This window comes from Pseudomonas sp. R32, assembly GCF_009866705.1.
Classification (GTDB): domain Bacteria; phylum Pseudomonadota; class Gammaproteobacteria; order Pseudomonadales; family Pseudomonadaceae; genus Aquipseudomonas; species Aquipseudomonas donghuensis.
Window position 1 is genome coordinate 2,564,256 of sequence record NZ_CP019396.1, and the last position, 20,006, is coordinate 2,584,261.

Sequence of the window (20,006 nt, forward strand, 5' to 3'; positions counted from 1 at the left end):
AACGGTCCTCACAAGCAGGCAATCAGCGCAGGTGGCGGCCCAGGCGGGCTTCTATGTGTTTCAGGCTGCGTCGCACGATCTCGACGATCAGCAGGTAGAGCACGGCGGCCCACAGGTAGATCTGGAAGTCGAAGCTGCGCGAAAACGCAAGCTTGGTGACCCCCATCAGGTCGTAGATGGTCACCAGCGAGGCAATGGCGCTGGCCTTGATCATCAGGATCAACTCGTTGCCCAACGGCCCGATGGCAACGATCAAGGATTGCGGCAGGATCACCTTGAAGAACGTGGTCGAGCGCTTCAGGCTCAGGGCCTTGGCGGCCTCGTACTGGCCGGGGGCGACCGCCAGCAGGCTGCCACGGAAGATCTCCGCCTGGTAAGCGGCGGTGTTGAGGGTGAAAGCCAGGACCGTGCAGTACCAGGCGTCGCGGAAGAACCACCAGAGGCCGACGTCCTGCCAGAAACCCTTGAGCGAACCCAGGCCGTAGTACAGCAAGAACAGCTGGGCCAGCAGTGGCGAGCCACGGAAGAAGTAGATGTAGCCAGCGCTCAGACGTTGCAGCATCAGGTTGTTCGACAACCTGGCCAGGGCCAGGAGCATGCCGAGCAGGGCGCCGAGGGTGAACGACAGCGCCACCAGCTTGCCGGTTACCAGCAGGCCGTCGATAAAGCGCGGGCCGTAGCGTTCCAGCAGGTCGGGGTCGAGCACCAGCGCCAGCAATTGATCGAAACTCATGTCCGTGCCCCCCGCAGATGGCGGCTGAAGTACCGCTCGATGAAAGTGAACACCCGTCCCGACAGCGCCGAGAACAGCAGGTAGCCCAGGCAGGCGACGCCGTAGAAGAACATCGGCTCCTTGGTGACGCTGACCGCAAGATTGGTCTGGCGCATCAGGTCGACCAGGGAAATGGTCGACACCAGCGAGGTGTCCTTGAGCAGCGACAGCCAGTTGTTCGACAGGCCCGGCAGGGCAATGCGCACCAGTTGCGGGAACACCACCTTGCGAAAGGTGGTGGCCTTGCTCAGGCCCAGCGCGGCCGATGCTTCGTATTGGCCTTTGGCGACCGTTTTGAACGCGGCCAGCCAGATTTCGCTGGAGAATGCGGCGAACACCAGGCTGAAGGCGATCATCGCCGCCAGGAAGGTGTTGATCAGCACCTCGCCTTCATAGCCCATGGCCAGGAGGATTTTCTGCGCGGCGATCTGGCAGCCGTAGTAGATGATCAGCAGGGTGAGCAATTCCGGCAGGCCACGGAACACCGTGGAGAACACCGTCGCCGCGGCGCGCGGGAAGCGCTTGGAGGAGCGCGCGGCGAGGGCCACGCCCAGGCCCAGTGGCAAGCCGATGGGCAGGCAGGCCAGGGCCAGGGAGATGGTCACCAGGGCGCCGGCCAGTAATGCCTGGCCCCAGCCGCCGCTGGCGAAGGAAAGCAGTGACAGTTGTTCGAGCATGGGCGAACCCTCTCGGTTCAAGAGTGATGGTGCTTTGGAGGGCCTCTTCGCGGGTCAAGCCCGCTCCCACAGAGTTTGTGGGAGCGGGCTTGACCCGCGATCAGTCACTGATAGATATCGAAGTCGAAGTAACGACTGGCGATCTTCTGGTAGGTACCGTTGGCGACGATTGCGTCCAGGGCCTTGTTCAGGCGCTCGCGCAGGGCTTCATCTTCCTTGCGCACGGCAATCGAGGCGTCGGCCTTGGTGCCGTTGACGTCGCCAAGGATCTTGCAGCAGTCCTTGCCGGCCTTGCCCAGCCATTCGGTCAGCGGGAACTTGTCGGCAATCACCCCGTCCAGGCGCCCGGCGGCGAGGTCGGCGTTGGCTTCATCGAGGGTCGGGTAGAGTTTGACGTCGGCGCCGGCCTTGCCGTAGACGTCCTCGGCATAGATAGCCTGGGTCGAGGAAGATTGCGCGCCGACCGTGTAGCCTTTGAAGTCGGTTTGCGCGTCGGTGATTTCACTGTCCTTGGCCACGGCCACCGACAACGGGGTCTTGTAGTAGTGGTTGGTGAAGGCGATCTTCTTGCGCCGTTCTTCGGTATTGATCATCGACGCCACCACCGCGTCGTATTTCTTCGCCATCAAGGCCGGGATGATGCCTTCCCAGTCCTGGGCCACCAGGGTGCATTCGACCTTCATCTGCTCACACAGGGCGTGGGTGATGTCGACGTCGAAGCCGTGCAGCTTGTTATCCGAATCGACGTAGTTGAACGGTGGGTAAGCGCCCTCGGTGGCGATCTTCAGGGTTTCGGCCTGGGCCATGGTCGAGCCGGCGAGCAGCAGGGCGCAAGCCCCTGCGAAGCGGATAACGGGTTTCATGACACACCTCGATCTGTTGTTTGCACTCTTGCTATTGTTTGCTCGTTGACGTGTAGCCAACGAATTCGTTGTGTAGAGCTGCAGTTGCTTCCAAGCGTTTTTCAACATCCGGTCCTAGCTTCTTGCAGACCTCGTTGACCATCAGGTGTACCCACGACAGCATCGTCGCGGTGGACTCCCAGAACAGATTGAATTCGGTGGGGATGCGAAACACCTCACTGGCGTTGGCATCGGCCCAGTCACAAAAAGTGTCGGTAACCAGGGTTACCGGAATGCCTGCCGCATACGCCTTGCGGCACAGGGTCAGGGCATGGCGGGAATAGCGGCGCGCCTCGAACACCACCAGGGCGCAATCGGCCGGAGCGCTGAGCAGTACCTCGCCAAAATGCCCGGCACTGCCATCGACCACCTGCACGCCATCGCGCAGGTATTGCAGCAGGTGGGCCATGCACTGGGCGATGCCGCGCTCGGTCTGAAAGCCGGCGACGAATACCTTGCGTCGCTGTGCCAGGCGCTGGCTGACGGTGTCCCACGCCGGGGTGCGGCTGTATTCGTAAACCCGCACCAGCGCGCCAACTTCCTGTTCAAGGCTGCGCGCAAGGCCGGCGGCATCCTTGCCGTGCTGCTGGCGAAATTCTTGCAGACGATCACCGACCAGCCACGGGCCTTCACCCAGATCGTCCTTGAGGTCATGTTTGAGAGCCTTGAGGTGCTCGTAGCCCAGCGAGCGGCAGAAGCGCCCGACACTCGACTCGCTGACGCCGATTTTGGCCGCAAGGCTGGCGGAGGTTTCGAAGGGCAGGTCGGTGAGGTGGGCGAGCATGTAGCTGGCGATCTTGCGCCCGGACGCTGCGGCGTTGTGCAGGCTGTGTTCCAGGCGCTGTTTGATCGGTTGGCTCACAGGGCGACTCTCGAAGGCGGCGACACGTTGAAACAGAAAATGAATGTTTTCTGTCATCAAGTCAATATTTGACAGTTTGCTGTCACTGGGGGAAAGTCTGGCCATTGCCCATCGCTGTCGCCCATTCCAAATCCAATAAGGGAGCTACAGATGTCCGCACGTCCCGACACTGCTGTCGCGCAGATTGCCTTTGCCGACCTGCAGGCCTTGTTGCAGCGAATTTTCCTCGGTCATGGTTGCAGCGCAGCGGTGGCCCAGGCCCTGGCCTTCAACTGCGCCAGCGCCCAGCGCGATGGCGCTCACAGCCACGGTGTGTTCCGTATCCCCGGGTATGTTTCGACCCTGGCCAGTGGCTGGGTCAATGGCCAGGCTGTGCCCTACGTCGAAGACGTTGCCAGCGGTTTTGTGCGCGTCGATGCCAACGGCGGCTTTGCCCAGCCGGCCCTGGCGGCGGCCCGTGCGCTGCTGGTAGAAAAGGCCCGCAGCGCCGGTATTGCCGTGCTGGCGATCCATAACTCGCACCATTTCGCGGCCTTGTGGCCGGACGTCGAGCCGTTTGCCGATGAAGGCCTGGTGGCCCTGAGCGTGGTCAACAGCATGACCTGCGTGGTGCCCCATGGCGCCCAGCAGCCGTTGTTCGGCACCAACCCGATTGCCTTCGCCGCACCGTGCGCCGGTCGCGACCCGATTGTCTTCGACATGGCCACCAGCGCCATCGCCCACGGCGATGTGCAGATTGCTGCGCGCAAGGGCGAACTGCTGCCTGAAGGCATGGGCGTCGACAACCAGGGCCAACCGACCCGCGACCCGCAAGCGATTCTCGATGGCGGCGCCTTGCTGCCGTTCGGAGGGCACAAGGGCTCGGCGCTGTCGATGATGGTCGAGCTGCTGGCGGCGGCACTGACCGGCGGCAACTTCTCGTTCGAGTTCGACTGGTCACAGCACCCGGGTGCGAAAACGCCCTGGACCGGCCAGTTGATCATCGTCATCGACCCGGTCAAGTCGGTGGGTAATCGCTTTGCCGAACGCAGCCGCGACCTGGTGCGGCAGATGCAGGCAGTGGGCTTGCAGCGCCTGCCGGGCGAGCGCCGGTTCCGCGAGCGTGAACAGTCGGCAAAGCAGGGCGTGACGCTGACAGTGGCGGAACTTGAGCAGTTGCAGCGTTTGGCCCAATAGTGAACTTGAGCACGCTATCGCTGGCAAGCCAGCTCCCACAGGGTTTTAGCTGATCATTGTGGGCGCTGGCTTGCCAGCGATTACTGTGCACACATGCACTGATCAGTTGCACCAAGGGTAATGTTCCTTGGCCCACAGTACAGGTATCCTCGACACAGCTTTTAGTCCGAATTGTCCTGACCCAAGGAGCTGTGCGCTGTGTTCAAACATGTCGATGCCTATGCCGGCGATCCGATTCTCTCCCTGATGGAGACCTTCAAGGCCGATCCGCGTGCCGCCAAGGTCAACCTGAGTATCGGTCTGTATTACGATGCCGCAGGCGTGGTGCCACAGCTGGCTGCGGTGCGCGAGGCCGAGCAACGCTTTGCCGCCCAGCCTCACGAAGCCTCGATGTACCTGCCGATGGAAGGTCTGAACAGCTACCGCCAGGCGATCCAGGCACTGCTGTTTGGCGCCGCGCATCCTGCTGTCGAGAGCGGCCGTGTGGCCACCGTGCAGACCGTCGGTGGCTCCGGTGCGCTGAAAGTCGGTGCCGACTTCCTCAAGCGCTACTTCCCCGAGTCGCAGGTGTGGGTCAGCGATCCGACCTGGGACAACCATCGGGCGATCTTCGAAGGCGCAGGCTTCAAGGTCAACACCTACCCGTACTTCGACCAGGCCAGCCGTGGCGTCGATTTCGACGGCATGCTCAGCGCCCTGCAGGGCCTGCCGAGCAACAGCATCGTCCTGCTGCACCCGTGCTGCCACAACCCTACCGGGGTCGACCTGAGCCAGGCGCAGTGGCAACAGGTGATCGAAGTGGTCAAGGCGCGCAACCTGATCCCGTTCCTCGACATCGCCTACCAGGGCTTTGGCGAAGGCCTGGCCGAAGACGCCTATGCCATCCGCGAAGCCGCCCGTGCCGGTGTGCCGTGCCTGGTGAGCAATTCGTTCTCGAAGATCTTCTCGCTGTATGGCGAGCGGGTTGGCGGCCTGTCGGTGGTCTGTGATGACGCCGATACCGCGCAAAGCGTGCTCGGCCAGCTCAAGGCCACCGTGCGCCGCAACTACTCCAGCCCGCCAAGCTTCGGTGCCCAACTGGTGGCGGCGGTGCTCGGCGATGCCGAGCTCAACGCCCAATGGCAAGCGGAAGTCGAGCAGATGCGCCTGCGTATCCTCGACATGCGCCAGGCCCTGGTCGATGCCCTGGCCAAACTGCTGCCGGGCCAGGACTTCCAGTTCTTCCTGCGTCAGCGCGGCATGTTCAGCTACACCGGCTTCAGCGTCGAGCAGGTGCGCCGCTTGCGTGACGAGTTCGGTGTGTACCTGATCGACAGTGGCCGGGTGTGCATGGCCGGCTTGCGTCCGGACAACCTGCAGCAGGTGGCCAAGGCCTTCGCTGCGGTTCAGTAAGCAAAACCTATCGCGGGTCAAGCCCGCTCCTACACCATTCGTAGGAGCGGGCTTGACCCGCGATGCTTTAAGCCCAAGGTGCAACCACTCCTCGGCCAGGGCTTTGCAAGTGCAACCAAACGGCGCACAATCGCGCCCCTCTTTATATGGTTGAGAGGGGCGAGGCCTCTGTTTCGCCACTCTCAGCCCTGTTGCAGTCTTGCGAGTGGAGTTGCACCCGGATGAATGAGCAGGCCCCAAGCGTTGAACAACGCTTTGAATCAACCCCCGCCGCCCTCGGCAGCTGGGCCCGTCAGGACACCACCTGGATGCTGGGCCTGTTTGGCACGGCGATTGGCGCCGGGACCCTGTTCCTGCCGATCAACGCCGGCCTTGGCGGCTTCTGGCCACTGCTGGTCCTGGCGCTGCTGGCTTTTCCGATGACGTACTATGCGCACCGCGGCCTGACCCGCTTCGTGCTCTCCGGGCGCGATGGCGCCGACATCACCGACGTGGTCGAAGAGCATTTCGGCCTCAGCGCCGGTGCCCTGATCACGCTGCTGTATTTCTTCGCCATCTTCCCGATCCTGCTGATCTACAGCGTGGCGCTGACCAACACGGTCGGCAGTTTCATGGAACACCAGCTGCACATCGAGCCGCCACCGCGCGCGGTGCTGTCCTTCGTGCTGATCCTCGGGTTGCTGGCCATCGTGCGCTGCGGCGAGCAGGCCACGGTCAAGGTCATGAGCTGGCTGGTCTATCCGTTCATCGTTGCCCTGGCGTTCCTGGCGGTGTTCCTGATCCCGCACTGGAGCGGCGGCATCCTCACTACCGCCACTGAAGTGCCTTCGGGTTCGGCGTTCCTGCACACCCTGTGGCTGGCGATCCCGGTGATGGTCTTCTCGTTCAACCATTCGCCAATCATTTCGGCGTTCGCTGTTGACCAGAAACGTCGCTATGGCGTGCACGCCGACGAGCGCAGCGGGCAGATCCTGTGCCGCGCCCACCTGCTGATGGTGGCCATGGTGATGTTCTTCGTGTTCAGCTGCGTACTGACCTTGACCCCGGCGCAACTGGCCGAAGCCAAGGCACAGAACCTGTCGATCCTGTCGTACCTGGCCAACCACTTCAGCAACCCGACCATCGCCTTTGCCGCGCCGCTGATTGCCTTCATCGCCATCGCCAAGTCGTTCCTGGGCCACTACATCGGTGCCAGCGAAGGCCTCAAGGGCCTGATCGTCAAGACCGGCAAGCGTCCGGGCGCCAAGGCCCTGGACCGCATGACCGCGGCCTTCATGCTGGTGATCTGCTGGATCGTCGCCACCCTCAACCCGAGCATTCTCGGCATGATCGAGACCCTTGGTGGCCCGGTGATCGCTGCGATCCTGTTCCTGATGCCGATGTACGCCATCCGCAAGGTGCCGGCCATGAGCAAGTACCGCGGGCAGATGTCCAACGTCTTCGTCGTCGCCGTGGGCCTGGTGGCCATTTCGGCGCTGGTTTACTCGCTGCTGAGCTGAACCTATGGATTCGGGAGCCGGCAATCGGCTCCCGAATGACTAAAAATTGTCCACAAAAGTTGTCTGGCAATTCAACAATTTAACATCGGCCCATAGGTAGACGGGCACTTTCATGCTTAACTCTGGTCCTTTACTCATCCCCCGCATAAGGACTTCGTTCATGGTTCAAGTGACTCTTAAAGGCAACCCGGTTCAGGTCAAAGGCGAACTGCCGAAAGTCGGCGCGAAGGCGCCTGCGTTTTCCCTGGTTGGTGCTGGCCTGGCCGACGTGACCCTGGCCTCCCTGGCCGGCAAGCGCAAAGTGCTGAACATCTTCCCAAGCGTCGACACCCCGACCTGCGCTACTTCGGTGCGCAAGTTCAACGCGCAAGCCAGCACGCTGAACAACACCGTCGTACTGTGCATCTCCGCTGACCTGCCGTTCGCGCAAGCGCGCTTCTGCGGCGCTGAAGGCCTGGAGAACGTGCAGAACCTGTCGCTGCTGCGCGGCGCCGAGTTCAAGGAACACTACGGCGTAGCTATCGCCGACGGCCCGCTGGCCGGCCTGACTGCCCGTGCCGTGGTGGTGCTGGACGAGAACGACAAGGTGCTGCACAGCGAGCTGGTCGGCGAAATCGCTGAAGAGCCGAACTATGAGGCTGCTCTGGCAGTCCTGAAGTAATAGCGACCCTGCCGGGGCTGCTGCGCAGCCCATCGCTGGCAACGCCAGCTCCCACAAGGAGCGGCGAGGGCGACGCGATTATTGTTAATAATTGCTAAGAGTTGTTGCGGCCTGGCCCTCGTCCAGGCCGTTTTTATTTATAGTTCATTACTTTAGCTACGTAAGCTCAAGGTAAAGTGCCGGTAAAGGCGCTTTGCTTATCCGTCTTCAGTGCTTATCGTTCAGCCTCCTCAAAAGAATTCTTTCCCGCACAATGGTCGATCAACCCATGCTTTCTCGTTCCCGTTCCTCCCGTCGCTGGCTTGTCGGCCTGCTGATCCTGCTGCTGGTCGCTGGCCTCGGCTGGTGGCTGTGGCCGTCGCCGGTCGCGCAAAAGGCCGCTGCTGCGCCGGGTGGCAAGGGTGGGCGGCCGGGCTTTGGCGCGTTCGCAGGTCCGGTGCCGGTGCGGGTCGAGCCGGCGACGGTTGGCGACTTCCCGGTGTACCTCAAGGCCCTGGGCACGGTGACGGCGACCAACACGGTCAACGTGCGCAGCCGGGTCGGTGGCGAGCTGGTCAAGGTCAACTTCCAGGAAGGGCAGAAGGTCAAGGCCGGAGACCTGCTGGCCGAGATCGACCCGCGCAGCTACCAGATCGCCCTGCAACAGGCCGAAGGCACCCTGGCGCAGAACCAGGCGCAACTGAAAAACGCCCAGATCGACCTGCAGCGCTATCAAGGCCTGTACGCCGAAGACAGCATCGCCAAGCAGACCCTGGACACCCAGGCGGCGCTGGTCGGCCAGTACCAGGGGACGATCAAGACCAACCAGGCGGCGGTAGGTGACGCCAAACTCAACCTCGAATTCACCCGCATCCGCGCGCCGATCAATGGCCGTCTGGGGCTGCGCCAGCTCGACGTCGGCAACCTGGTGGCGGCCAACGACACCACCGCGCTGGTGGTCATCACCCAGACCCAGCCAATCAGCGTGGCTTTCACCTTGCCCGAATCGGAGCTCAACACGGTGCTGGCGCGCTACCGCAGTGGCGCACAATTACCGGTCGAGGCCTGGGACCGCAGCGATGCCAAGCAGCAGGCGGTTGGTGTACTGCGCAGCCTCGACAACCAGATCGACACCACCACCGGCACCCTGAAGTTCAAGGCCTTCTTCGAGAACCAGGACGAAGCGCTGTTCCCCAACCAGTTCGTCAATGTGCGGCTGCTGGCCGACACCTTGAAGGGCGTGGTGCTGGCGCCTTCGGCGGCAATCCAGTTCGGTACCGACGGCTCGTTCGTCTATGTCATGGAAGGCGACAACAAGGTGCGCATCCGCCAGCTCAAGCTGGGTGCCAGTGACGGCGACCTCACCGTGGTCACCGAAGGCCTGGCCAAAGGCGAGCGGGTGGTGCTCGAAGGCACCGACCGCCTGCGCGATGGCAGCGACGTCGAAGTGGTTAACGACAGCGCCGACGTTCCCGTCACCCCAGGCCAGCACCTGCAGGGCCAGGACAACAAAGACGCTTCCGCCGCGACCGGCGCTCAGGGCAAGGCCGGCGCATGAACCTCTCGCGGCTGTTCATCCTGCGCCCGGTGGCGACCACCCTGAGCATGCTGGCCATCGTTCTGGCCGGCCTGATGGCTTACAAGATGCTGCCGGTGGCGGCATTGCCCCAGGTCGATTACCCAACCATCCGGGTCATGACCCTTTACCCCGGCGCCAGCCCCCAGGTGATGACCAGCGCGGTCACCGCACCCCTTGAGCGTCAATTCGGGCAGATGCCCGGCCTGACCCAGATGGCCTCGACCAGCTCCGGCGGTGCCTCGGTGCTGACCCTGCGCTTTAGCCTGGACATGAACATGGACGTCGCCGAGCAACAGGTCCAGGCGGCGATCAACGCCGCCAGCAACCTGCTGCCCAACGACCTGCCGGCGCCGCCGGTGTACAACAAGGTCAACCCGGCCGACACCCCGGTGCTGACCCTGGCGATTTCGTCGAAAACCATGCCGCTGCCCAAGCTCAACGACCTGGTCGACACCCGGGTGGCGCAGAAGATTGCCCAGATCGGCGGCGTCGGCATGGTCAGCATCGCCGGTGGCCAGCGCCAGGCGGTGCGAATCAAGGTCAACCCCGACGCCCTGGCCTCGGCCGGGCTGAACCTGGCCGACGTGCGCACCCTGATCGGCGCCTCCAACGTCAACCAACCCAAAGGCAACTTCGACGGCCCGACCCGGGTCTCGATGCTCGACGCCAACGACCAGCTGCGTTCGCCCGAGGAATACGCCAACCTCATCCTCGCCTACAAAAACGGTGCGCCGCTGCGCCTGAAGGACGTCGCCGAGATCGTCGACGGCGCCGAGAACGAGCGCCTGGCCGCCTGGGCCAACCAGAACCAGGCGGTACTGTTGAACATCCAGCGCCAGCCCGGGGCCAACGTCATCGAAGTGGTCGACCGGATCAAGGCCATGCTGCCGTCGATCACCGACAACCTGCCGGCGGGCCTGGACGTCAGCGTGCTCACCGACCGCACCCAGACCATCCGCGCCTCGGTCAAGGACGTACGCCACGAGCTGTTGATCGCCATTGCCCTGGTGGTCATGGTCACTTTCGTGTTCCTGCGCCGCTTCAGCGCTACCATCATTCCGTCGGTGGCCGTGCCGCTGTCGCTGATCGGCACCTTTGCGGTCATGCACCTGGCTGGCTTTTCGATCAACAACCTGACCCTGATGGCCCTGACCATCGCCACCGGCTTTGTGGTCGACGATGCCATCGTCATGCTGGAGAACATCTCGCGGCATATCGAGGAGGGCGAGACGCCGATGCAGGCCGCGCTCAAGGGCGCCCGGCAAATCGGCTTCACCCTGATCTCGCTGACCTTCTCGCTGATTGCGGTGCTGATCCCGCTGCTATTCATGGCTGACGTGGTCGGCCGGCTGTTTCGCGAGTTCGCCATTACCCTGGCGGTGGCGATCCTGATTTCCCTGGTGGTGTCGCTGACCCTGACGCCGATGATGTGTGCACGCTTGCTCAAACGCGAGCCGGCGATCGAGGCGCAGGGCCGTTTCTACCGGGCCAGCGGCGCCTGGATCGACTGGATGATCGACTACTATGGCCGTGGCCTGCAGTGGGTGCTCAAGCACCAGCCGTTGACCCTGCTGGTGGCGGTGGCAACCCTGGGGCTGACCGTGCTGTTGTACCTGGTAGTGCCCAAGGGCTTCTTCCCGGTGCAGGACACCGGGGTGATCCAGGGCATTTCCGAGGCGCCGCAGTCGGTGTCGTTCACCGCCATGAGCCAGCGTCAGCAGGAGCTCAGCGCGGTGATCCTCAAGGATCCGGCGGTACAGAGCCTGTCGTCCTACATCGGCGTCGATGGCGACAACGCCACCCTCAACAGTGGCCGCCTGCTGATCAACCTCAAGCCGCATGGCGAGCGAGACCTTACCGCTGCCCAGGTGATTGCCCGGCTGCAGCCGCAGGTCGACAAACTGCTCGGCATCCGCCTGTTCATGCAGCCGGTGCAGGACTTGAGCATCGAGGACCGGGTCAGCCGCACCCAGTATCAGTTCAGCCTGTCATCGCCCGATGCCGAGTTGCTGGCGCAGTGGAGCGGCAAACTGGTCGATGCCCTGCAGCAGCGCCCGGAGCTTGCCGATGTTGCCAGCGACCTGCAGGACAAAGGCCTGCAGGTGTTTCTGGTGATCGACCGCGACGCCGCCAGCCGCTTGGGCATCAACGTCGCCGACATCACCAATGCCCTGTATGACGCCTTCGGCCAGCGGCAGATTTCGACCATCTACACCCAGGCCAGCCAGTACCGCGTGGTGCTGCAGGCCGAGGCGGCGTCGAGCATCGGCCCGCAAGTGCTTGAGCAGATTCACGTCAAGGCCAGCGACGGCGGCCAGGTGCGGCTGTCGAGCCTGGCGCGCATCGAGCAGCGCCAGGCGCAACTGGCGATTGCCCATATCGGTCAGTTCCCGGCGGTGATGATGTCGTTCAACCTGGGCCAGGGTGTGGCCCTCGGTGAAGCGGTCAAGGTCATCGAGCAGGTGCAGCAGGACATTGGCATGCCGGTGGGCGTGCAAACCCGCTTCCAGGGCGCGGCCGAAGCCTTCCAGGCCTCGCTGTCGAGCACCTTGCTGCTGATCCTGGCGGCGGTGGTGACCATGTACATCGTGCTTGGTGTGCTGTACGAGAGCTACATCCACCCGGTGACCATCCTCTCGACCCTGCCGTCGGCGGCGGTGGGCGCCTTGCTGGCGTTGATCCTCTCCGGCAACGACTTGGGCATGATCGCCATCATCGGCATCATTTTGCTTATCGGTATCGTCAAGAAGAACGCGATCATGATGATCGACTTCGCCCTGGAGGCCGAGCGCAACCAGGGCATGGCCCCTGAAGCGGCGATCTACCAGGCGGCGCTGCTGCGCTTCCGGCCGATCCTGATGACCACCCTGGCGGCGCTGTTCGGCGCCATCCCGCTGATGCTCGCCACCGGTTCCGGCGCCGAACTGCGCCAGCCGCTGGGCCTGGTCATGGTCGGTGGGCTGCTGGTCAGCCAGGTGCTGACGCTGTTCACTACGCCTGTCATCTACTTGTACTTTGATCGGTTGTCGAGGCGCCTTCGCTCCCGTGGCCTGACTGGAGACTTGGTGTGATCGGCGCCAGCTACAAGCTGCAAGCTACAAGCTGCAAGTGGTCTGGTGTAGGACCGCAGTTGCAGAGGTCACCTCAAACTGCTTGCAGCTTGAAGCTTGCAGCTTGGAGCTACCGTCCATGAACCTGTCCGCGCCTTTCATCGCCCGCCCAGTGGCGACGATGCTGCTGAGCCTGGCGATCATGCTGCTCGGTGGCGTCAGTTTCGGCCTGTTGCCGGTGGCGCCGTTGCCGCAGATCGAATTCCCGGTCATCGTCGTCCAGGCCAACCTGCCGGGCGCCAGCCCCGAGGTCATGGCCTCGACCGTGGCCACGCCGCTGGAACGCTCCATGGGCGCCATCTCCGGGGTCAACACCCTGACCAGCAGCTCTAGCCAGGGCTCGACCCGGGTGATCCTCGGCTTCGACCAGGGCCGTGACATCGACGCGGCGGCGCGTGAAGTGCAAGCGGCGATCAATGCCTCGCGCAACCTGCTGCCCAGCGGCATGCGCAGCATGCCGACCTACAAGAAATACAATCCGTCGCAAGCGCCGATCATGGTCCTGGCGCTGACGTCCAGCGTGCTGCAAAAGGGCCAGTTGTACGATCTCGCCTCGACCATCCTGTCCCAGAGCCTGTCCCAGGTGCCGGGGGTAGGGGAGGTGCAGATCGGCGGCAGTTCGCTGCCAGCGGTGCGCGTCGAGCTCGAACCGCAGTTGCTCAACCAGTATGGCGTGGCCCTCGATGACGTGCGTCAGACCATCGCCAATGCCAACCAGCGCCGGCCCAAGGGCTTTATCGAGGACGGCCAGCGCAACTGGCAGGTGCAGGCCAACGACCAACTGGAGAAGGCCAAGGACTACGAGCCCCTGGTGATTCGCTACCAGGACGGCGCGGTGCTGCGCCTGAGCCATGTGGCCAAGGTCAGCGACGCGGTGGAGAACCGCTACAACAGCGGCTTTTTCAATGACCAGGACGCGGTGTTGCTGGTGATCAACCGTCAGACCGGCGCCAACATCATCGAGACCGTGAACAGGATCAAGGAGCAACTGCCGGCCCTGGAGTCGCTGATGCCCGCCAGCGTCAAGCTGGACGTGGCCATGGACCGCTCGCCGGTGATCAAGGCGACCCTCAAGGAAGCCGAGCACACCCTGATCATCGCCGTGGTGCTGGTGATCCTGGTGGTGTTCCTGTTCCTTGGCAACCTGCGCGCCTCGCTGATCCCGACCCTGGCGGTGCCGGTGTCGCTGGTTGGCACCTTCGCGGTCATGTACTTGTGCGGCTTCTCGCTGAACAACCTGTCGCTGATGGCCCTGATCCTCGCCACGGGCCTGGTGGTCGACGATGCCATCGTGGTGCTGGAGAACATCTCCCGGCATATCGACGAGGGCGTGCCGCCGATGCGCGCCGCGTACCTGGGCTCCAAGGAAGTCGGCTTCACCCTGCTGTCGATGAACCTGTCGCTGGTGGTGGTGTTTGTCTCGATCCTGTTCATGGGCGGCATCGTCGGTTCGCTGTTTCGCGAATTCTCCATCACCCTGGCGGTGGCGATCCTGGTGTCGTTGCTGGTGTCCCTGACCCTCACGCCGATGCTCTGCGCGCGCTGGCTCAAGGCCCAGCCGGAGGGCGAGCAGACCCGCCTGCAACGCTGGAGCGAGCAGCTCAACCAACGCATGATGGCCGGTTATGGGCGCAGCCTGGACTGGGTCATGCGCCATCGGCGCCTGACCCTGCTGAGCCTGTTGGTGACCATCGCGGTCAACATCGCCCTGTATGTGATGGTGCCCAAGACCTTCCTGCCGCAGCAGGACACCGGCCAGTTGATAGGCTTTGTCCGTGGTGACGACGGCCTGTCGTTCCAGGTAATGCAGCCGAAGATGGAAATCTACCGCCGCGCCTTGCTCGCTGACCCTGCGGTGCAAAGCGTGGCCGGCTTCATCGGCGGCAACAGCGGCACCAACAACGCCATGGTGCTGGTGCGCCTCAAGCCGATCAGCGAGCGCAAGGTGTCGGCGCAGAAGATCATCGAGCGCCTGCGCAAAGAGCTGCCCAAGGTGCCCGGCGGACGGCTGTTCCTGATGGCCGACCAGGACCTGCAGTTCGGCGGTGGCCGCGACCAGAGCAGCTCGCAGTTCCTCTACACCCTGCAAAGCAGCGAGCTGTCGGCCCTGCGCGAGTGGTACCCGAAGGTGGTCGCTGCGTTCAAGGCCCTGCCGGAGCTGACCGCCATCGACGCCCGCGAGGGCGGCGGTACCCAGCAGATCACCCTGGTGGTCGACCGCGAACAGGCCAAACGCCTGGGCATCGACATGAGCATGGTCACCTCGGTGCTCAACAACGCCTACAGCCAGCGGCAGATCTCGACCATCTACGACAGCCTCAACCAGTACCAGGTGGTGATGGAGATCAACCCCAAGTACGCCCAGGACCCGCGGACCCTGGAGCAGGTGCAGGTGATTACCGCCGACGGCACCCGGGTGCCGCTGGCCACCTTCGCCCATTACGAGAACAGCCTGGCCGACGACCGCGTCAGCCACGAGGGCCAGTTCGCCTCCGAGAGCATCAACTTCGACATCGCCGAAGGCTACAGCCAGGACCAGGCCATGGCCGCGGTCGAGCGGGCGGTGGCCAAGGTCGGCCTGCCCGAGGACGTGATCGCCAAGCTCGGCGGCACCGGTGACGCCTTCGCCGAAAGTCAGAAGGGCCAGCCGTTCATGATCCTCGGTGCCTTGCTGGCGGTATACCTGGTGCTGGGCATTCTCTACGAAAGCTACATTCACCCCCTGACCATCCTCTCGACCTTGCCATCGGCCGGGGTAGGGGCCTTGCTCACGCTCTACGTGGTCGGCAGCGAGTTCAGTCTGATTTCCCTGCTCGGGCTGTTCCTGCTGATCGGCGTGGTGAAAAAGAACGCAATCATGATGATCGACCTGGCCCTGCAGCTGGAGCGCCATGAGCAGCTGAGCCCGGAGGCATCGATCCGCCGCGCCTGCCTGCTGCGTCTGCGGCCGATCCTGATGACCACCCTGGCGGCCATCCTTGGCGCCTTGCCGCTGCTGCTCAGCCATGCCGAGGGCGCCGAGATGCGTCAACCGCTGGGCCTGACCATCATCGGCGGGCTGGTCTTCAGCCAGATCCTCACGCTTTACACCACCCCGGTGGTCTACCTCTATCTGGACCGCCTGCGCCATCGCTTCAACCACTGGCGCGGCGTGCGTACCGATGCTGCTTTGGAAACCCCGCTATGACCCGACGTCCGTTTCTTTCCGACCGTTCGCTGCAGCCGTTGCTGGCCGCCCGCGGCTCGCGCCTGCTGGCCTGCGCGCTGAGCCTGGCAATGCTCAGCGCCTGCACCCTGAGCCCGGACTACCACCGGCCGGAAACCCCGGCGCCGGTAGCGTTCAAGCACGCCGAAGGCTGGACCCAAGCCAACCCCTCGGACGCCATCGCCCGCGGTGCCTGGTGGGAGTTGTACGGCGATGCCCAGCTCAATGGCCTGGTCGAGCAGCTCAATGCCAGCAACCAGACCGTCGCCCAATATGCCGCCCAGTACCGTCAGGCCCAGGCCCTGGTGCGCAGCGCCCGTGGCGCACTGTTCCCAAGCCTCGACCTGTCGGCCGGCAAGACCCGCTCCAGCCAGGGCACCGGCAGCTCAAGCTCGAGCCTGAGCAATAACAGCAGCGGCATCCGCAACACCTACAGCACCCAGTTGGGGGTGAGCTGGGAAGCCGATCTGTGGGGCAAGCTGCGTGACGGCCTGGCCGCCAACCAGGCCAGCGCCGAGGCCAGCCTCGCCGACATGGCGGCGATCCGCCTGAGCCTGCAATCGGAGCTGGTGCAGAATTACCTGCAGTTGCGGGTGATCGACGAGCAGAAACGCCTGCTCGAGGCGACGGTCGAGGCTTACGAGCGTTCGCTGAAGATGACCGAGAACCAGTACCGTGCCGGGGTCTCGGGCAAGGACGCGGTAGCCCAGGCGCAGACCCAGCTGAAAAGCACCCAGGCCGACCTGATCGACCTGGTGTGGCAGCGCGCGCAATTGGAAAACGCCATCGCCGTGCTGCTGGGCAAGACGCCGGCCGAGTTCGCCCTGGCCGACAGCAAGGCCATCCCGGCGCTGCCGCAGGTGCCAGTGGCCTTGCCCTCGCAGTTGCTTGAGCGCCGCCCGGACATCGCCAAGGCCGAGCGCAACGTGATGTCGGCCAACGCCAGCATCGGCGTGGCCCGCGCCGCCTACTTTCCGGACCTGACCCTGAGCATGAGCGGCGGCTACAGCAGCAGCAGTTTCAGCGACTGGATCAGCCTGCCGAACCGCTTCTGGTCGGTCGGCCCGCAACTGGCCATGACCCTGTTTGACGGCGGCCAGCGCGCCGCCGAAGTCGATCGCAGCGAAGCGGTCTACGACCAGACCGTGGCCCAGTACCGCCAGACTGTGCTCGACGGCTTCAAGGAAGTGGAAAACTACCTGGTGCAGCTCAAGGTCTTTGAGGACGAAGCGCGGGTGCGCAGCGAAGCCCTGGCCTCGGCCCGCGAATCCCTGCGCCTGACCAACAACCAGTACAAGGCCGGGCTGATTGCCTACCTGGACGTGGTCAACGTGCAGACCACCGCCCTGAGCAACGAGCGCAGCGTGCTCAACCTGCTGCAGGGACGGCTGGTGGCCAGCGTGCAGTTGATCGCGGCGTTGGGCGGTGGGTGGGACTCACAGGCAGCGTTTTCTGAACAAAGTGATTGATATAAAGTGTTATAAAACAAGCAGATAGATAGATTTGTTAAGGTTATCTATTCGGATTAGAAGCTTCCGGTGCAGATTGCACTGTTTGTCGTTATATGACTTTAACTATATCTATTAAGGCATTGTTTTATATGAAGTTTATATTCTAGAAATTGCCTGAGATAGCGATGATTCGCTATTGCCATCTTCCACCGAAAACTCCGTGCGTTTCGCCAAAGGTTGAGTACAATCATCGGCTTTTACCCGGGCCTTGCCAGTGCCCGGCCTACGGGTTGTGGAAGGCCTCATGCTGATCGGTAGTTATTCCTCTTCGCTGGTATTGATTTCGCTGTGTGTGGCCATCCTTGCTTCGTATACCGCTCTGGACCTGACCGGCCGGATCACCACCGCCAAGGGCCGTGCGGTGTACCTGTGGATCTGCGGCGGGGCCCTGGCCATGGGGACCGGAATCTGGTCGATGCACTTTATCGGCATGCTCGCCCTGAGCCTGCCGATCGAGCTGGGCTATGACATTACCCTGACCCTGTTGTCGCTGCTGATCGCCGGGCTGTCGTCGGGCTTTGCCCTGTGGCTGGTCAGCCAGCCGACCTTGCCCTGGCTGCAACTGGGGTTCGGTGCGCTGATCATGGGCAGCGGCATCAGTTGCATGCACTACACCGGGATGGCGGCGCTGCGCATGGCGCCGGGCATCGACTACGACCCCACGCTGTTCAGCGCCTCGTTGCTGATTGCAGTCGGTGCTTCGGCGGCAGCGTTGTGGATCGCCTTCCGCCTGCGCCAGCAAACCCTGTACGTGCGGCAGATTCGTGGCGGCGCGGCGATCATCATGGGCATGGCGATCGTCGGCATGCATTACACCGGCATGGCCGCGGCGAACTTCCCTGAAGGCAGCTACTGCGCAGCGCTGGGCAAGGGCCTGAGTGGCAACGGCCTGGATTACCTGGTGCTGATCACTACCCTGGCGGTGCTGGCCGCAGCCTTGCTGACCTCGGTACTGGATGCCCGCCTGGAAGCCCGTACAGCCGAGCTTGCGCGCTCGCTGACCCTGGCCAACCAGGAACTGACCCAACTGGCCCTGCATGACACGCTCACCGGCCTGCCGAACCGTACGCTGCTGGCCGACCGTATCGAGCAGGCGATCAGCAAGGTGGCCGAGCAGGGTGGTTGTTTCGCCCTGATGTTCATCGACCTGGACGGCTTCAAGCCGGTCAACGACGCCTTCGGCCACCATATGGGCGACCAGTTGCTCAAGGAAGTCGCCCTGCGCCTGCGCGGCCATCTGCACAGCCAGGATACCCTGGCGCGAATCGGCGGCGATGAGTTCGTGCTGCTGGTCGACTTGCAGGAAGCCGATGACGCCGTGGGTGTGGCGGCCAAGCAGGTCAACCTGATTTCGCGCAGCTTTCGCGTCGCCGAGCAGAGCCTGCAGATTTCGGCGAGCATCGGTATCGTCCTGTACCCGGGCAATGGCATCGACCAGCATGAGCTGCTGCGCAACGCCGACGCGGCCATGTACCACGCCAAGAGCGCCGGCAAGAACGGCTACAGCTTCTTCGACGTGTCGATGAACAGCAACGCGCGCCTGCAACTGCAACTGCTGCAGGATTTGCGCGTGGCCCTGGAGCAGGGGCAGTTCTGCCTGTATTACCAGCCCAAGTTCGATGCCCACAACTGCCAGCCTATCGGCGCCGAGGCACTGCTGCGCTGGGAGCACCCGCAGCATGGCCTGATGCTGCCGGACCGCTTTATCGTCCAGGCGGAGAAGACCGGGCTGATCATCCCGATCGGCGAATGGGTGCTGGACGAGGCCTGCCGGCAGATGCGCATCTGGATCGATCAAGGCCACAGCAACTGGCGCATCGCCGTGAACCTTTCGGCCATCCAGTTCTGTCACACAGGGCTGGTCGAGAGTGTGGCCAAGGTGCTGGCGCGGCATCAGTTGCCGGCCAACAGCCTGACCCTGGAAATCACCGAAACCACCGCCATGCGCGACGCCGATGCCAGCATGCAGGTGCTGCAGCGGCTATCGGACATGGGCGTGGACCTGTCCATTGACGACTTCGGTACCGGCTATTCGAGCCTGATGTACCTCAAGCGCCTGCCGGCCAACGAGCTGAAGATCGACCGAGGCTTTGTTCGCGACCTGGAGCAGGACAGCGACGATGCCGCCATCGTCTCGGCAATCGTCGCCCTGGGCCAGGCATTGGGCTTGCGGATTGTTGCCGAAGGGGTCGAGACCGATCGCCAGCAGAGTTTCCTGACCCGGCTGGGGTGTGACTCGTTGCAAGGGTATCTGCTCGGCCAGCCACAGCCGGCCGAGCGCTTCATTGCCGATATCGAGCGAGGGCGCGAGCCCCTGGCCGCCAGCTGATCAGCCGGCGGCGCGCAGGTTGCAGGAGGTCTGGAAGGCGTCGAGTTCCGCCTCCACCGCCTCGATGATGCGTTCGACGTCAGCCGCAGGCATCAGCGTGGCACAGGGAATGCCGGCAACCGCCAGCAAGGTTTCGCCGGTGGCCCGGTCGAACAGGCGCGCCACCATGCTGCGCGGGGCGTCCATGCTGGCCTCGAAGCCCAGCGGATGAAAATGCCAGCGCATCATCTGGCAGGCGTTGGGGAACGTCAGCTTGTTCATGCCGGCCTCCGTGTACGGTGAACCTCACGCAAGAGTGGGTGGGTCGGTGGGACCCGACGGGAAACCTAAACATAGCATCACTGGCGCCAGT

Annotated in this window: 14 protein-coding genes; 9 read left to right on the top strand and 5 right to left on the bottom strand. The window is 63.4% G+C overall.

Annotated features, from left to right (window positions below; all coding sequences use genetic code 11):
- Nucleotides 1-22: 22 nt before the first annotated feature.
- The 4 genes from PspR32_RS11965 to PspR32_RS11980 all read right to left on the bottom strand — a co-directional run bounded on the left by PspR32_RS11965 (nucleotide 23) and on the right by PspR32_RS11980 (nucleotide 3,213).
- Nucleotides 23-733: an ABC transporter permease gene (locus PspR32_RS11965; protein ID WP_010222008.1), complete on the bottom strand. Its 711-nt coding sequence runs from the start codon at nucleotides 731-733 to the stop codon at nucleotides 23-25.
- Nucleotides 730-1,449, bottom strand: a complete 720-nt coding sequence (locus tag PspR32_RS11970) for an ABC transporter permease (RefSeq protein ID WP_010222009.1) — start codon at nucleotides 1,447-1,449, stop codon at nucleotides 730-732. Before PspR32_RS11970 ends, PspR32_RS11965 begins: the two co-directional genes overlap by 4 nt.
- A 104-nt stretch (nucleotides 1,450-1,553) precedes the next feature.
- Nucleotides 1,554-2,312: a transporter substrate-binding domain-containing protein gene (locus PspR32_RS11975; RefSeq protein ID WP_010222010.1), complete on the bottom strand. Its 759-nt coding sequence runs from the start codon at nucleotides 2,310-2,312 to the stop codon at nucleotides 1,554-1,556.
- A gap of 31 nt (nucleotides 2,313-2,343) precedes the next feature.
- A complete protein-coding gene (locus PspR32_RS11980; RefSeq protein WP_010222011.1) occupies nucleotides 2,344-3,213 on the bottom strand; it encodes a MurR/RpiR family transcriptional regulator in 870 nt (289 codons plus the stop codon).
- Nucleotides 3,214-3,363: 150 nt separating this feature from the next.
- On the opposite strand from PspR32_RS11980, the gene PspR32_RS11985 reads away from it, so the two are divergent.
- The 9 genes from PspR32_RS11985 (at nucleotide 3,364) to PspR32_RS12025 (ending at nucleotide 19,654) form a co-directional block, all read left to right on the top strand.
- Nucleotides 3,364-4,389, top strand: coding sequence for an Ldh family oxidoreductase (locus PspR32_RS11985; RefSeq protein ID WP_159388525.1), 1,026 nt, complete (start codon nucleotides 3,364-3,366; stop codon nucleotides 4,387-4,389).
- A gap of 198 nt (nucleotides 4,390-4,587) precedes the next feature.
- Nucleotides 4,588-5,781 carry an amino acid aminotransferase gene (locus PspR32_RS11990; RefSeq protein ID WP_010222013.1) on the top strand — a complete coding sequence of 398 codons (1,194 nt, stop codon included), beginning with the start codon at nucleotides 4,588-4,590 and terminating at the stop codon, nucleotides 5,779-5,781.
- A 221-nt stretch (nucleotides 5,782-6,002) separates the two neighbouring features.
- Complete coding sequence (locus tag PspR32_RS11995; RefSeq protein ID WP_010222014.1) at nucleotides 6,003-7,280, top strand: serine/threonine transporter; 1,278 nt, start codon at nucleotides 6,003-6,005, stop codon at nucleotides 7,278-7,280.
- 160 nt (nucleotides 7,281-7,440) lie between these two features.
- Nucleotides 7,441-7,941 (top strand): thiol peroxidase, encoded by a 501-nt coding sequence (gene tpx / locus PspR32_RS12000; RefSeq protein ID WP_159388526.1) that lies wholly within the window; start codon nucleotides 7,441-7,443, stop codon nucleotides 7,939-7,941.
- A 253-nt stretch (nucleotides 7,942-8,194) separates the two neighbouring features.
- Nucleotides 8,195-9,478: an MdtA/MuxA family multidrug efflux RND transporter periplasmic adaptor subunit gene (locus PspR32_RS12005; protein WP_036995838.1), complete on the top strand. Its 1,284-nt coding sequence runs from the start codon at nucleotides 8,195-8,197 to the stop codon at nucleotides 9,476-9,478.
- Entirely contained in the window at nucleotides 9,475-12,570 is a 3,096-nt protein-coding gene (locus PspR32_RS12010; RefSeq protein WP_010222017.1) for an MdtB/MuxB family multidrug efflux RND transporter permease subunit, read from the top strand. Before PspR32_RS12005 ends, PspR32_RS12010 begins: the two co-directional genes overlap by 4 nt.
- Nucleotides 12,571-12,688: 118 nt before the next feature.
- The gene (locus PspR32_RS12015) at nucleotides 12,689-15,796 is read left to right on the top strand and encodes an efflux RND transporter permease subunit (RefSeq protein ID WP_159388527.1); all 3,108 of its coding nucleotides are present in this window, start codon (nucleotides 12,689-12,691) and stop codon (nucleotides 15,794-15,796) included.
- Nucleotides 15,793-17,283: an efflux transporter outer membrane subunit gene (locus PspR32_RS12020; RefSeq protein ID WP_159388528.1), complete on the top strand. Its 1,491-nt coding sequence runs from the start codon at nucleotides 15,793-15,795 to the stop codon at nucleotides 17,281-17,283. The genes PspR32_RS12015 and PspR32_RS12020 overlap by 4 nt, the downstream gene beginning before the upstream one ends.
- 286 nt (nucleotides 17,284-17,569) lie before the next feature.
- Nucleotides 17,570-19,654 carry a putative bifunctional diguanylate cyclase/phosphodiesterase gene (locus tag PspR32_RS12025; protein ID WP_159388529.1) on the top strand — a complete coding sequence of 695 codons (2,085 nt, stop codon included), beginning with the start codon at nucleotides 17,570-17,572 and terminating at the stop codon, nucleotides 19,652-19,654.
- Here the strand turns inward: PspR32_RS12025 and PspR32_RS12030 are convergent, their stop codons facing one another.
- On the bottom strand, nucleotides 19,655-19,915 hold the full coding sequence (locus PspR32_RS12030; protein WP_010222021.1) for a DUF1652 domain-containing protein: 261 nt from the start codon (nucleotides 19,913-19,915) through the stop codon (nucleotides 19,655-19,657).
- Nucleotides 19,916-20,006 lie beyond the last annotated feature (91 nt).

Bases quoted from the DNA above. Each gene is read 5' to 3' on its own strand.
- PspR32_RS12020 (WP_159388528.1), top strand. From the start codon at position 15,793: ATGACCCGACGTCCGTTTCTTTCCGACCGTTCGCTGCAGCCGTTGCTG.
- PspR32_RS11975 (WP_010222010.1), bottom strand. From the start codon at position 2,312: ATGAAACCCGTTATCCGCTTCGCAGGGGCTTGCGCCCTGCTGCTCGCC.
- PspR32_RS12005 (WP_036995838.1), top strand. From the start codon at position 8,195: ATGGTCGATCAACCCATGCTTTCTCGTTCCCGTTCCTCCCGTCGCTGG.
- PspR32_RS12010 (WP_010222017.1), top strand. From the start codon at position 9,475: ATGAACCTCTCGCGGCTGTTCATCCTGCGCCCGGTGGCGACCACCCTG.
- PspR32_RS11970 (WP_010222009.1), bottom strand. From the start codon at position 1,449: ATGCTCGAACAACTGTCACTGCTTTCCTTCGCCAGCGGCGGCTGGGGC.
- PspR32_RS12030 (WP_010222021.1), bottom strand. From the start codon at position 19,915: ATGAACAAGCTGACGTTCCCCAACGCCTGCCAGATGATGCGCTGGCAT.
- tpx (WP_159388526.1), top strand. From the start codon at position 7,441: ATGGTTCAAGTGACTCTTAAAGGCAACCCGGTTCAGGTCAAAGGCGAA.
- PspR32_RS11965 (WP_010222008.1), bottom strand. From the start codon at position 733: ATGAGTTTCGATCAATTGCTGGCGCTGGTGCTCGACCCCGACCTGCTG.
- PspR32_RS11985 (WP_159388525.1), top strand. From the start codon at position 3,364: ATGTCCGCACGTCCCGACACTGCTGTCGCGCAGATTGCCTTTGCCGAC.
- PspR32_RS12015 (WP_159388527.1), top strand. From the start codon at position 12,689: ATGAACCTGTCCGCGCCTTTCATCGCCCGCCCAGTGGCGACGATGCTG.
- PspR32_RS11995 (WP_010222014.1), top strand. From the start codon at position 6,003: ATGAATGAGCAGGCCCCAAGCGTTGAACAACGCTTTGAATCAACCCCC.
- PspR32_RS12025 (WP_159388529.1), top strand. From the start codon at position 17,570: ATGCTGATCGGTAGTTATTCCTCTTCGCTGGTATTGATTTCGCTGTGT.